The sequence below is a fragment of the Peribacillus asahii genome, assembly GCF_004006295.1.
Classification (GTDB): Bacteria; Bacillota; Bacilli; order Bacillales; family DSM-1321; genus Peribacillus; species Peribacillus asahii_A.
The window spans coordinates 2,359,456-2,373,194 of record NZ_CP026095.1 but is presented as its reverse complement, the minus strand read 5'-3'; the positions used below and the strand labels follow the sequence as shown (position 1 = coordinate 2,373,194).

At 34.9% G+C, this 13,739-nt stretch carries 15 protein-coding genes and 1 pseudogene; 9 read left to right on the top strand and 7 right to left on the bottom strand.

Going from position 1 to position 13,739, the window contains the following annotated elements; translation table 11 throughout:
• Positions 1–103: 103 nt before the first annotated feature.
• Positions 104–334 carry a hypothetical protein gene (locus BAOM_RS11455; RefSeq protein ID WP_127760386.1) on the bottom strand — a complete coding sequence of 77 codons (231 nt, stop codon included), beginning with the start codon at positions 332–334 and terminating at the stop codon, positions 104–106.
• Between the two features lie 11 nt (positions 335–345).
• Complete coding sequence (locus BAOM_RS11450) at positions 346–666, bottom strand: ArsR/SmtB family transcription factor (RefSeq protein ID WP_127760385.1); 321 nt, start codon at positions 664–666, stop codon at positions 346–348.
• Positions 667–780: 114 nt separating this feature from the next.
• On the opposite strand from BAOM_RS11450, the gene BAOM_RS11445 reads away from it, so the two are divergent.
• From BAOM_RS11445 to BAOM_RS11420, 6 genes are all read left to right on the top strand, one after another.
• The gene (locus tag BAOM_RS11445; protein WP_127760384.1) at positions 781–1,344 is read left to right on the top strand and encodes a copper resistance CopC family protein; all 564 of its coding nucleotides are present in this window, start codon (positions 781–783) and stop codon (positions 1,342–1,344) included.
• 3 nt (positions 1,345–1,347) lie between these two features.
• Positions 1,348–2,445 (top strand): copper resistance D family protein, encoded by a 1,098-nt coding sequence (locus tag BAOM_RS11440; RefSeq protein WP_127760383.1) that lies wholly within the window; start codon positions 1,348–1,350, stop codon positions 2,443–2,445.
• 101 nt (positions 2,446–2,546) lie between these two features.
• On the top strand, positions 2,547–3,590 hold the full coding sequence (locus BAOM_RS11435) for a flavin-containing monooxygenase (RefSeq protein ID WP_127760382.1): 1,044 nt from the start codon (positions 2,547–2,549) through the stop codon (positions 3,588–3,590).
• A gap of 511 nt (positions 3,591–4,101) precedes the next feature.
• Positions 4,102–4,470, top strand: a complete 369-nt coding sequence (locus BAOM_RS11430) for a C40 family peptidase (RefSeq protein WP_252282385.1) — start codon at positions 4,102–4,104, stop codon at positions 4,468–4,470.
• Positions 4,471–4,817: 347 nt separating this feature from the next.
• Entirely contained in the window at positions 4,818–5,021 is a 204-nt protein-coding gene (locus BAOM_RS11425) for a hypothetical protein (protein WP_127760380.1), read from the top strand.
• Between the two features lie 112 nt (positions 5,022–5,133).
• The gene (locus tag BAOM_RS11420; RefSeq protein ID WP_127760379.1) at positions 5,134–5,889 is read left to right on the top strand and encodes a GTP cyclohydrolase II; all 756 of its coding nucleotides are present in this window, start codon (positions 5,134–5,136) and stop codon (positions 5,887–5,889) included.
• A 394-nt stretch (positions 5,890–6,283) separates the two neighbouring features.
• Here BAOM_RS11420 and BAOM_RS11415 read toward each other — a convergent pair whose 3' ends face one another.
• From BAOM_RS11415 to BAOM_RS11400, 5 genes and pseudogenes are all read right to left on the bottom strand, one after another.
• Positions 6,284–7,264 carry an aldo/keto reductase gene (locus BAOM_RS11415; protein ID WP_127760378.1) on the bottom strand — a complete coding sequence of 327 codons (981 nt, stop codon included), beginning with the start codon at positions 7,262–7,264 and terminating at the stop codon, positions 6,284–6,286.
• Positions 7,265–7,582: 318 nt separating this feature from the next.
• Positions 7,583–7,897, bottom strand: a pseudogene (locus BAOM_RS25015) (IS110 family transposase); the annotation flags it as partial.
• A 105-nt stretch (positions 7,898–8,002) separates the two neighbouring features.
• Positions 8,003–8,749 (bottom strand): amino acid ABC transporter ATP-binding protein, encoded by a 747-nt coding sequence (locus BAOM_RS11410; RefSeq protein WP_127760377.1) that lies wholly within the window; start codon positions 8,747–8,749, stop codon positions 8,003–8,005.
• Between the two features lie 13 nt (positions 8,750–8,762).
• Positions 8,763–9,449: an amino acid ABC transporter permease gene (locus BAOM_RS11405; protein ID WP_127760376.1), complete on the bottom strand. Its 687-nt coding sequence runs from the start codon at positions 9,447–9,449 to the stop codon at positions 8,763–8,765.
• A gap of 14 nt (positions 9,450–9,463) precedes the next feature.
• The gene (locus tag BAOM_RS11400) at positions 9,464–10,264 is read right to left on the bottom strand and encodes an amino acid ABC transporter substrate-binding protein (RefSeq protein WP_127760375.1); all 801 of its coding nucleotides are present in this window, start codon (positions 10,262–10,264) and stop codon (positions 9,464–9,466) included.
• 215 nt (positions 10,265–10,479) lie between these two features.
• Here BAOM_RS11400 and BAOM_RS11395 point away from each other — a divergent pair, with 215 nt between their 5' ends.
• The 3 genes from BAOM_RS11395 to BAOM_RS11385 all read left to right on the top strand — a co-directional run bounded on the left by BAOM_RS11395 (position 10,480) and on the right by BAOM_RS11385 (position 13,618).
• On the top strand, positions 10,480–11,040 hold the full coding sequence (locus BAOM_RS11395; protein ID WP_164853337.1) for a DNA-3-methyladenine glycosylase I: 561 nt from the start codon (positions 10,480–10,482) through the stop codon (positions 11,038–11,040).
• A 180-nt stretch (positions 11,041–11,220) separates the two neighbouring features.
• The gene (locus BAOM_RS11390; protein WP_127760373.1) at positions 11,221–11,661 is read left to right on the top strand and encodes a cell wall hydrolase; all 441 of its coding nucleotides are present in this window, start codon (positions 11,221–11,223) and stop codon (positions 11,659–11,661) included.
• 370 nt (positions 11,662–12,031) lie between these two features.
• Positions 12,032–13,618: an amidohydrolase gene (locus BAOM_RS11385; RefSeq protein WP_127760372.1), complete on the top strand. Its 1,587-nt coding sequence runs from the start codon at positions 12,032–12,034 to the stop codon at positions 13,616–13,618.
• The last annotated feature ends 121 nt before the right edge of the window (positions 13,619–13,739 follow it).

Genomic DNA, 13,739 nt, shown 5'->3' with positions numbered 1-13,739 from the left:
CTTGTTTTCACTGGGTTTTTATTTTCTTTAAGGGTTGTTTTACTACTACAACAATTATTGGTTCCATGCTTATTTTCACTAGGAAGGGGAGTGCTACAACAGCTTACCTTTTCTTTTCTAGTTCATTAACTGTTTCCTTCGATGAATTACTGCTACAGCAATTAGTTTTTTCTTGAATAATAATAGGTATTGAATTAAAGCTATTTACTGAATCTTTGTTACTGTTACAACAACTTGAATTTTCTTGTTTTACATCTAATTTATCAGAAGAGCTGCAACAACTTTCCCTTTTATTTTCAGGCATGTTATTTGAGCCACAACATTTTCCAGCCATTTTAAACACTCCTAATCTACATGACGATCGCAACATGCAACATCATTTTGAACATCTTCAAGAACTACATCGAACATTGTTAATAAATCCCTTATATGTTGGTTACGTAAACTGTAAAAACAATATTTTCCTTCATTTCTTCCAACAATAATTCCACAGCCTCTTAAACATGCAAGATGTTGTGAAATATTCGATTGATTTCCATTAATCTCTTCTACAATCTGAGATACCGTTTTTTCTTCGTCTTTTATACATTCAAGAATTTGAAGCCTTGTTTTATTAGAAAATCCATGAATTAATTTCACTTTCATATCGATGTCAATAGTTTGCATATATTTCCTCCTCACATATTAGACACTGCTAATATGTTTTGTTATTATCATATTAGCAATGTCTAATATGTGTGTCAAACTATCGTAATTTGACTATGTAAAAGGAGGATTGAAATGATAAAAAAAGTCTCATTATTGTTTTTATTATTCGTGTTCGTTTTATTTTCAAATCAAGCATTCGCACACACTTCCCTAGAAGAATCAACCCCTAAAGATGGTGAAGTAATAACAGAACCCTTACAGGAGTTAACGTTAATGTTTGGAACAAAAGTTGAACAGACAAGTACGATTAGTGTTTCAAATTTAAATGGGCAATCTATTGCACTCGGAAACTTTGTAATAGAGGAGGATGAAATGTGGGCTACTTTCCTGCAACCTTTAGAGAATGGGAATTATAAAGTTGACTGGTCTATTATCGGTGCAGATGGACACCCAATAGAAGGAGCTTTTTCTTTTACTGTAGACGTACCTATGAAGGAGGATTCCAATGAAAATATGGCTGAAACTGAAAAAAAGGAACCAAAACAAGGAGAAGATAATCAAGAAAGCTCCACTGAACAGCCAAAACAGGATATTAAACAAAGCAATGTACCTTCATATTTAATTCCCTCAATTATAGGCATTTTATTTGTAATAGTTGCTGGAAGTGTCTTTTGGCTAATGAGGAGGAAGAAATAATAAATGGTGTTTATAGGAATCATCAGCGAACCATTACTATATATTTGTTTCTCTCTGCTTATAGGTAGTTTTCTTCTGCAAATTGTACCAAGTTCATATAGACCCGATTTTAACGTACCTAAAGGTGTTTTAATGGCTGCAACAGCCGGGATTGCAATATTCTCATTTATACCCGTTTTACAAATCATTTTATATCTTTACCAAGATATTGGATTTTCACAAACATTTAAATCAGTACTTTTCACCTTTGAAGTGGGAAAAGCGTGGATTTTCACTTATCTTGTTTCAAATGCATTGTTTATTTATATTGTTTGGTTTGATTACCGAAAGAGGTCACTATATGCATATTTTGGAATGGTCATTACGTTTATGTTAATTCTGGCATTAGGGTGGTCCAGCCACGCTAGTTCTATAGAGAAATGGAATGGATTCCTTATACATACTATTCACTTTCTTGCTGTTACTATTTGGGTAGGGATCTTAATTGTAGTTAGTTGGTTTTCAAGAAATTATTCAAATTGGCTGAATTTCTTAAGGTGGTTTACGCCTGTAGCAATGATGTGTTTCTTAATAACTGTGATCACAGGACTATTCTTAATGACTGTGGTAATCAATTATAAAGATTATACAAATTCTTGGATGCTTCCTTATGGGCAAGCACTTTTAATTAAGCATCTGTTCCTTATACCTTTAATGACATATGCTTTCATCAATAGTGTTTTGATTAGAAGAAAACTAAAAAATCATGAGAATTTCAATCCAATACGCTGGACGAAAGCTGAAAGTTTAGTAGTTTTTCTTATCTTTTCTACAACGGCTATATTGGGGCAACAAGAACCACCACATGATATTAAAACAACCCTAGCATCATCAGGAGTATCTAAATTGTTTGACCTATTTTACCAAGGGAATATAACACGCGATTTCGTGATTGTTCTAGGTCTTGAATTAAACAGTGTAATGCTATTAATATTAGCCTTATCATTCTTGGGATTAACCATATTGTCATATATAAAGAAAGCATCTATTCTATTAGGTTTCTCAATGAGTGTATTATGTGTGGTAGCTTTTTATTTATCATTAATGGTAAGCATTCAATAAAATGCAAAATCATATTATTGTTTTCTCATTAATTAATATATTAGCTTTTATTATTTAACATATCGAAGTTAATAATTCAATAAATAATGGAAGTGATACTAATGAAGTATAATGTAATCATTATCGGTGCAGGGCAAGCTGGACTTTCAATGGGATATTACTTACAACAAACGGATTTATCTTTTTTAATTCTTGATAAAGGAGAAGAGATAGGGGCAGTTTGGAAAAATAGATATGATTCTCTTAAGTTATTTACCCCACGTTCTTATAGTTCATTACCCGGACTAGCTTTAGAAGGCAATCAGAGTGTTTACCCCACAAAAGATGAAATAGCCAAGTATTTATCTTTTTACGCTGAAGCGTTTAGCCTTCCTGTAAAGCTAAGAACTATAGTTCAAGGTTTATATAAAGATGAGGATAGCTTTCGAATCTTAACTGATAAAGGAGAAATACTAGCTGAAAATGTAGTTATAGCAGCCGGGCCCTTTCAGAACTCATTTATTCCAGAGTTTGCGAAAACACTGTCTAATAATGTTTTGCAGCTTCATTCGTCTCAATATAAAAATTCAAAGCAACTAAGAGATGGACCTGTATTAGTAGTGGGGGGAGGAAATTCAGGAGCACAAATTGCAGTTGAATTATCAAAACAAAGAGAAACTCATTTATCAGTTAATCATAAAATGAAGTTTTTACCACAAAGTGTAATGAATAAAAGCATTTTCTGGTGGTTTGATAAACTGGGAATATATACAGCAAGTGTGAATACTAAAGTAGGTCAGTACATAAAAAATAACCCTGACCCAATTTTTGGATTTGAACTTAAATCCCTAATAAAGAGTGGAAAAGTAATATTAAAGCCACGAACTATATCAATACAAAATGACAATATTATTTTTGAAGACAATAGTGAAGTACACGTTAATAATGTGATATGGTCAACAGGTTTTGTATCTGATTATAGATGGATTGATATAGCTGACGTTTTGGACGAAAAGAGTCAGCCAATTCACCAAAGAGGTATTACATCAATAGATGGATTATATTTTTTAGGATTGCCGTGGCAATATAGTAGAGGTTCTGCACTTCTTCAAGGGGTCGGAGTAGACGCAGAATATTTGATTAAATATATCCTAGATAAAAGTTGAAATTGAAAATTGGATTTTTTATCCAAATAAACAACTGATAATTTTTCAATAATTTTCAATAAAACAAAGTTAAACCATTTATAAGAAAGATGAACTGCTTATATGCAGTTTTTAGATAAAGAGGGGGAATTTATAAAAATTTAATCAAAAATCCTACTGTAGTAAATGTAGGGTTTTTTCTTGTTCAATAATCAGGAGCGATTATTGAACAAAACAAGTAGAACATAATCAAATTTTTTACAAAACAATATTAAACTTCAACGATGATTAGTGCTGATCTATTTGTTTGTATGACTAAATGAGTAACCTTTTAATTTTATACTACATACATGATGTATAACGAATCCTCTTAACGTGAATCTCCCTTATGGTACAAAAAGAAATTCAGTTTAGGATAAAACAAATGAATAGCAAAATTGCTGAATTTGTTATCTTAATTATCGAATAGTGTCTATTCTGCGCACTTTTTGTGCATTTTTTGTAATCTATTTGTTATATGAATTAAATAAGCGTGGGAGGAAGTTCTTCGGCTGAGCTGGTGAAAGAGGCTAAAAAATATGTAAATGTGCCGTATGTCTGGGGAGGGAGCACACCGAAAGGATTTGATTGTAGTGGATTTCTAACCTATGTATTTAAAGAAAGCTCAAACACTACTCTCCCAAGAACCGTTGCGGAGATTTATAAAAAGGGAACAAAGGTTTCGACTCCAAAAGTTGGCGATGTAGTTTTCTTTGAAACTTATAAACCGGGTGCTTCACATGCAGGTATATACATAGGAAATGATCAATTTATTCATAGTTCTTCATCAAAAGGTGTGAGTATTACCTCTATGAATAATAGTTATTGGAAAGAAAGATATTTAGGAGCTAAAAGAATGTAGTAGTGAAAAAGCTGATTTTATGATCAGCTTTTTTTGTTGTTTAAGAATAATTAAGTTATTTCAGGTATGGTAATAAAGTTATTATAAAAGGAGTTGTGTCCGATTAAATATTAATTCAATCGGACACAACTTTTTTTATTATCTAGGCTTGTGGATTAGAAACGATAGGAAAGGAAAAACTACACCTATTCAAATCTTGGTATTTGGTGAGTCTTAAAGTGGACCCAAAATGGAAAAGTTAATTCTTTTCCAAAAACACTTCTTATGAAGGCAAGCCGGTTGTCTGAACTAATTACAATACTCCAATTGTGAGTGCTTTTCTAATTTAGTGAAGGAGATGTTTGAATATGACAAAGAAAAGCCATTTAATTAAGACTTTTGATAACCTTAGTGATAACACACAGGAGGAAACGAAAGTAAACCAAACACAAGAAACTAAACAGATTACAAGTGAAGAAACAGTTATCGAGAATACGAATGCGGAACAGCAAGAAGCAATCCAAGAAACTGTTAATGGGGAGACTACGCCGGAAGCAACAGAAGAGGTGTAGTAGAAGTTGAGGGAAATATAGATCTGCCACGGTAAAAGAAGTGACAGAACATATTCTCTCGTCAATCCAAGAGTGCAAAATTGAAACAAACAAAAATAAAAGGAGTGATTTTATGGCAGAGACTAAATTGGATTTGAAAGTTCTTTCTATTTTAGAAGATAAAATTCAACTAATAAAAACGGAAAAGGGGGCTATTTATTTAGTCGGACCAATCAAACTACCCGTTAATTTGTACGGAGAAACTGTTGAATTTAAATGGTATTGCTGGCTGAATTGTGATGAAGTAACAGAGAATTTTGAAAGAATTATTAACAAGTTATCCTCTGTCAATTTAGCCGAATTACAACAATCGAGTATCCTTGCCTATGGCGACTTTCAATACGGCGATGATGCGATTATTCGTATGCATTCGATTTGTCATACAGGAGATATATTTGGAAGCAAGCGGTGTGATTGTGGGTTTCAATTAAAACAATCGATGAAAATGATTGTTGAACATGGCACTGGTGCATTATTTTATTTAGCCAATCATGAAGGAAGAGGCATTGGCTTGTTCAGTAAAGCTATGGCTTATATCCTTCAGGAAAATGGTTATGACACAGTGGATGCCAATCAAGCGCTTGGTTTTGTCGATGATTCAAGAAATTATAGTGATGCTATACAAGTTTTAAAAGCATTAAGAAGCAAACCTGTTACTCTTCTAACCAACAACCCTAAAAAATTAGACGCTCTAAAAAACTCTGGCTTACCTGTATCAGGAAGAGAATCGTTATGGGGTGATGTATCAGAGTATAATGAAAAATACCTTGAAACAAAAATAAATCGGTCCGGTCACATGAGAGATGAGGATACCTGTTGCAATGACTAGTCATGAATTCTATACCCTTACATAATGCGCAGGCAATGAAAGGTCAGACACCCCCAATCCTGTTGTTTTGGGGAATGGCGTTAAAATACTTGAGGATGTAGGAATTGGCGTGATTATTGGTGTTAAGCCAGAAGAACCTATTGACTCATTTATAATAGGAACAAAAAGTAATATGAAAAATTATTCACTTGAAAATACATAAGCATCTATATAATAGTAAAAAAGAAAAACGATCGGTTACGATTATGTAGCCGGTCGTTTTTTACATTTAAAAGTAAAACAATTAAAAATAGATAGGTAGAATAGAAGAAGCAGGGGAACGGTTTCTTTCATATCTTTTCGAGCTGAATGCTTGGAAAATAGATTACTCCAAAAGAATGATGGTTTTGTTTTATTATTTAAAGCCCGCTACTGGATGAGGGATATATGGTTCCTCAAGTTTTTGAATCTCTTCAGGCGTTAATTTAATCTCCAAAGCAGCGACAGCATCTGTTAAATGATGGAGTTTAGTTGCTCCGATAATAGGGGCAGTTACCGGCTGTTTTTGCAAAATCCATGCTAAAGCAATTTGAGCCCGTGGAACTTCCCGTCTTTCAGCAATTTCTTTAACGGCTTCCACGACTTTTCGGTCAGCTTCCACTGTCGCTGTATAAAGCGTTTTGCCAAATTCATCGCGTTCTGAACGTGTGCTTGTCTCTTCCCAATCTCTCGTCAGTCGTCCGCGCGCCAAAGGACTCCACGGAATTACGCCAATTTTCTCTTCGCGGCAAAAAGGAAGCATTTCTCGTTCTTCTTCCCTGTATAACAAATTCAAGTGATTTTGCATACTCACAAACCGTGTCCAGCCATGGCGCTCTGCTGTGTAAAGAGCTTTTTGGAATTGCCATGTATACATGGAGGAGGCTCCAATATAACGAGCTTTGCCTGCTTTGACAACATCGTGAAGGGCTTCCATCGTTTCTTCAATTGGTGTGTTATAGTCCCAGCGATGTATTTGATAAAGATCCACATAATCCGTTCCTAGACGACGAAGACTGTGATCAATTTCTGTCATAATCGCTTTGCGTGATAACCCGGAACCATTGGGCCCCTTATGCATTGTCCCATGGACCTTAGTAGCAATGACGATTTCATCGCGATTTGCATATTCCTTTAATGCTCTGCCTACAATCTCTTCACTCGTTCCGCCTTGATAAATATTAGCCGTATCAAAAAAATTAATCCCCAGCTCAAGAGCCTTCTTAATAAATGGCCGGCTTTGTTCTTCATTCAGTGTCCACGTATGAACACCGCTTTTGGGATCGCCGTAACTCATACACCCAAGCGCAATCCGCGAAACGTCCATCCCTGTATTCCCAAGCTTCACATACTCCATGACTCAACCTTCTCTCTATCAAATTTATATTGTTGATGATTCAGGAAAGCTGTATGATTATATCTTTGGAAGTTGTTATATCCTTCCAATTTGAATTATATCATAATCAATTTATGTATAGAATTTTTTGACTGGAACCATGAATACTGCTGGCCAATCAATCGCATTACCCGATTATAAGTTATTAGATGGAGTTTCAATTGGGACGTGAATAGAACTTTTTTTGAGTAATCCTGCAATTTGTTTTTTGTCATTAGTGTAATAAGTAGCTGTTTGGATAAGGTGATTCGTTTCTCTAACCTCTATACTGCTAGAACCAATGTACATACTAAGGATTAAAATATGGCTTTGATACACAGTTCTTTCGAATGGGTTCCTAGTTGCCGCAGCTTTTAATTCTTGAACTTTTTACTTGCCCACTTTAAAGAACGGCTTTTACACAACCTTTTGATTATTTTAGTTAACTTGTCTTCATCTCCCGTAAGATACTGATGATGGATATTCACGAAGCATATGCAAAGAAACCATCGAATACAAATCACAAAAAACACCTCGATACTCAGGAAACACCTGATCTAAAATAGCTTGGAATTGAAGCTTTGTCTGCACAAAGATTCCTGTGATATATTGATAAAAAATAGACTGAACGGTAAAAACCGATCAGTCTATAAATAATTATTTTACTAGAAGTGACTAGCATATAAGTGGATGGTAATTAAAATATTGCGGGGAAGTGTATTATCTTTCAGCTACTTTATTCAAAAACTGTAGAGTACGTTGGTTTTTTGGGTTTTGAAAGATTTCACTAGGAGTCCCTTTCTCTACAACAACCCCTTGATCCATGAATATAACTTGGTCTGCTACCTCTCGAGCGAAATTCATTTCGTGCGTAACGATTACCTGTGTCATATTCTCTTTAGCTAAACCCTTAATAACCTTTAATACTTCTCCGACAAGCTCTGGATCTAACGCAGAAGTAGGTTCATCAAACAGCAAAACTTCAGGTTCCATTGCCATGGCTCGAGCGATACCAACACGTTGTTGTTGGCCTCCAGATAATTGATGAGGATACATGTCAGCCCTATCCCATAAACCAACCTTTTCGAGAAGGGCCCTTGCCTTTTTTTCCGCTTCAGCTTTTGTTTTTTTTAGAACAATAATCTGACCTTCTATTATATTTTCAAGTGCAGTCAGGTGCGGAAATAGATTGTAACTTTGGAAAACCATACCTGTCCTTTTTCGAAAGGAGACAATTTCTGTAGAGGTCAATTTTGTGCTTTTATCAAAATGAATTGATTTATTTCCAAGTTCAATGGTTCCTTGAGTTGGAATTTCTAATAGGTTTAAGCATCGAAGTAAAGTGGTCTTCCCTGAACCTGAAGGACCGATAATAACAGCCGTTTCTCCCCTTGGGATCAATAAGTCGATTCCTTTTAACACTTCAAGCTGATCAAACCATTTATGTAGATTACTGATTCGAATCATATTTTCACCTCCATCACTTCGCTATACCTTTATCATATCTAAGCTCTAACTTTTCTTGGAAATAAGAAAGTACTGTACTGAAAATAAGATAAATAAAGGCAACCTCAATATAAATCCAAAGAGGCTCATATGTTACTGATGCAATTTGTTGCCCCTTTTGAAATAGTTCAGTAACCGTAATAGTCGCTGCTAAGGAGGTGTCCTTTACCAGACTGATAAAGGAGTTTCCTAATGGCGGTAACGTAACTCGAATAGATTGAGGAATGATGATTCGTCTCATAGCCTGGGATTTCGTCATCCCTATAGAAAAAGCCGCTTCCCACTGTCCTTTTGGAATGGAAAGAATAGCTGCTCTAATAATTTCTGAACTGTAAGCTCCTTTATTTAATGTAAAGGCTATGACAGCTGCTGGAAAAGGATCTAGTGTAACCCCAAAACTAGGTAAACCATAAAACAATATAAAAATCTGAACTAATAGTGGAGTTCCTCGGAATATCCAAACATAAAATTTAGCAAGTACAATCAATGCCTTAACATTTGATAATCGTGCAAGTGCGATTAAGAGGGCAAGTATAAGTCCTAAAACAAAGGTGATGATTGTTAAGGGAATTGTAAACTGAATTCCAGCTTTTAATATAGGAAAAAAGGAGTCAATGAGAATTCCTATAATCCGATCTATGCGTTCTTGATTTGAAAACATATTCATCCATTCCTTTACTTGGATACGTCCTCATTAAACCATTTTTTCGATATTTCTAAGTACGTGCCGTCTTCTTTCATTTCAGTAAGAGCTCCATTTACTGCCTTAACAAGCTCTGTAGATCCTTTTCTGAAAAGAAAACCATTGCTTGACGCATCTGCTTCTTTAAAAACTACTTTAATTGGTAATTCTGGACGTTGTTTTTTCAAATCAAGATAAGAAAGGCTATCATTGATAGTAGCATCAATCCGTTTTGAAGTTATAAGATCAACGGCTTGATTAAAGCCTTCAACAACTGTATTCGTTGCGCCATGATCTTCAGCAATTTTTCGATAATTACTCTCTAACGATTGCCCTACTTTTTTACCATTTAAATCATCGAGTGTTTTAATGTCATTATTGTCCTCATGAACAATAAGAACAGCTCTTGAAACAATATAAGGGTCTGACATATCATATTTTTCTAAACGATCATCACGAATTGCTACCTCATTGGCTACCATATCATATCGTTTAGCATCAAGACCAGCAATCATACCATCCCACTTTGTTTCAACAAAAACTGGCTTAATGTCTAGTCTTTTAAATACTTCTTCAGCAAGTTCAATATCAAAGCCTGTTAATTTTTCAGACTCATCATGGAAGGTAAAAGGAGCATATGTCCCTTCTGTCCCAATTGTAATCTCACCTTTCTCTTTAATTTCTTCGTAAAGACTCTTACTTTCAGCATTTTCAGAATTGGGCTTATTACTACCGCAAGCACCAAGAGCTATTGTAATAAGGAGGGTAAGTAAAATAAATGCTACCTTCTTCATAACTATCTGCATCTCCTTTGAATTTTATAAGTTTTATCATATAGCTATATTGGAATAATATACGATGTTATTATTGTCAATTTTAAATAGATATTATTAGAATTTTTAACATTGTGTAGAATTTAAATAAAGGTTGATAAAAGACAGGTTCAGGTTCATAAATTCAAGGCGAAATGAAAAGGGAAAAAGATAGAAAAAGGACGGTGCTGCAAATGATGAAACGATGTATGTGGGTAAAAACTAAAGAGCCTTTATATATGGAATATCATGATAAAGAATGGGGAGTACCTGTCTATGATGATAAGATATTATTTGAAATGCTATGCTTAGAAGGAGCACAAGCTGGACTCAGTTGGTGGACAGTTTTGCAAAAAAGGGAAAATTATCGAAGTGCCTTTGATCAATTTGAAGCGGAGAAAATTGTTCAGTATACAGACGAAAAATTACAATTATTAATAGAAAATCAGGGGATTATTCGCAATAAAATGAAAATTTATAGCGTTGTAACGAATGCAAAGGCATTCTTAAAAATTCAACAAGAATATGGTTCATTTTCTAGTTATATATGGAGTTTTGTAGATAATAAGCCGATTATAAACAATTGGGAGACAGCAAAAGATGTACCTACTTCAAACGAAATAAGTGATAAAATGAGCAAACAGTTAAAAAGAGATGGATTTAAATTTGTAGGAAGTACCATTTGTTATTCCTATATGCAAGCAGTGGGCATGGTGAATGACCATACTTTGGAATGTTTCCGTCATCCTTCGCAGTAAAAAACACCACCTTAGATTTCAAAGTTCTATGTAATGATTTGGATTCAATAATATAAAAAAGAAGGCCATCGTTTTCATCTTACTTAAAAACTGTAAGCTTTAAAAACTAAGCATTCTTATTTGATAAACAATGACATCAATGTAGGCTTTTTTTCATACTATATTTTTGAGGTGAAAAAAATGGCAAGAGCAAGCTACCGAAGTTCAGACGTTGACTTAATGGCAAGGATGATGAGAGCAGAAGCCGAAGGTGAAGGACCACAAGGAATGTTATATGTTGGAAATGTAATTGTGAATCGTCTTGTAGCTAATTGTTTAGACTTTAAAGGTTTAAGAACAATTCCACAAGTCATTTATCAAGTACAAGGAGGAAATTATTCTTTTGAAGCTGTTCAAAAAGGGAATGTATTTTATCAAAGAGCGAGAGGTATTGAAAGAAGATTAGCAGAACAGAATTTGAAGCACTGGAGACAGCATCCGGCTAAATATGCTCTTTGGTATTTTAATCCATATGCTCCATGCCCTCCAACATGGTATGATCAACCTCATACTGGTCAATTTAAAGACCATTGTTTTTATGAACCAAAACCTGGAACATGTGCTAGTGTTTATAACGGTTAGGTTGTCTAGAAGCTATTATTAATTCTGGAGTTTTATTATACTTTTGTCTTTTTAATACTGCGAATACGAAATTTTTGGTTGTAGGCTGGTAGCCACTATTCATTCAATGCAACTTCTATAGGTAATGTAACAGCTGTCAGTTGAAAAAACATAAAAAGGGAACTTCCTGATTTAGCAGGTGTTCCCTTTTTTTATATAGCAAAGATTGTTGGAGTTTATTAAAAGAAAGGTAGTAGTATAATAATAAATATAAGAATTTGAACATTTTAAAATTAAATAGTTTGAATTCAAAAGGTATCAAAAAATATTTTGATGCCTTTTGATAATGGATAGAATTATATACCAGCTCACAGAGAAAGGAACCTTTTTTATGAAACAACTTTGGTATGGCGGAAAAATTTATACAATGGAGAAAGAAAATGAAACTGTAGAGGCGGTCCTTGTTGAAGATGACAAAATTATCGCAGTAGGGACACTTCATGAGCTAAGTGTACAGGCAGATGAGAAAGTCGATCTACAAGGTGCTGTCATGTATCCGGGTTTTGTTGATAGCCATCTTCATATGATATTTCAAGGTGAAAAGTTAATCCGATTAGATTTAACAAAGGCCGCTTCAGCCGAAGAAATGCTAGAAATGGTAAAAGAAGCAGCTAAGACTACACCCTCTGATCAATGGTTATTTGGCGAAGGATGGAATGAAAATAATTTTGCTGATCAACGAATTCCCACAAAAGAGGAGCTGGATGCGATTCGTAAAGAACCCATTCTTTTAACAAGAATTTGCCATCATATGATTTTGGGGAATACAGCAGCACTTGAAGCAGGCGGCATCTTTGAAAATAGCGAATCCCCAGCAGGCGGTGAAATTGGACGAAATGCTGAGGGAAGATTAAATGGTCTTTTATACGACTTAGCAATGAATGCTGTAACTGACGCTATACCAAAAGAAGGTGAGGCGTATATCGAGTCTTTAACTGATTCTCTTAATCTTGCCATTGATGATATGCTTTCATATGGTTTAACTGGAGGCCACACTGAGGACATGCACTATTTCGGAAAATTTACTAATCCGTTAACGGCTTATCATCGAGTAGTGGGAGAAAAACATCATTTCAGAGTAACATTGCTACGCCATAATGCAGTATTTGAAGAAATGATGGAAGCGAATGCGAAATTTGATGAACCCTTTATTGAACCAGGTGCTATGAAAATCTTTGCTGATGGTGCGTTAGGCGGTTCTACGGCAGCATTATCTAAGCCTTATTCTGATCAACCAGATAATCAAGGATTATTCATTCAAACCGATGAAGAATTAGAAGAATTAGTTAAACTAGCACGCAAGTATGATGAACCTGTTGCCGTACATATGATTGGTGACGCGGGAGTAGAACAAGCACTCAATGTACTTGAAAAATATCCATTAACGAGCGGTAAAAGAGACCGCTTAATTCATTGCTGTGTTTTACGTGAAGATTTAGTAGAAAGAATGGAAAAACTACCGGTTGTTTTAGATATTCAACCTGCATTTGTACCATCTGATTTCCCATGGGCTATCAATCGACTCGGTGAAGACCGACTAGACTGGGCGTATCCATGGAAAAAACTAATTAATCGTGGCTTGATGTGTGCAGCTGGGACAGATGCACCAATAGAAGATATTAATCCGCTTACTTCTATTTATGCAGCTGTAGAACGAAAAAAACCATATGCAGACCATGAGGGTTACATACCAGAAGAAAAGTTGTCTCGTTTCCAAGCTGTCCAACTCTATACAATTGGCAGTGCAAAAGCTATTTGTAAAGAACATGAGCGCGGGTATATTAAACCAGGTTATGTTGCAGATTTTTCTATTTTTGATCGTGATTTATTTGATGGAACGTCAGAAGATATGCTAACTGCAAAAGCTGTGAAAACAGTCGTTGCAGGTCGTACAGTATTTGACAGAGCTAAAGTATAGTTATCGGCTGTCATGAACAGAGGGAGTTTTATCAATATTCATCAGAAAAAGATTATCTGAACATTCAAGTCTCCAATCCATAAAAAATTCAAAATAAACTTTTACATACTTAACCCGGTGA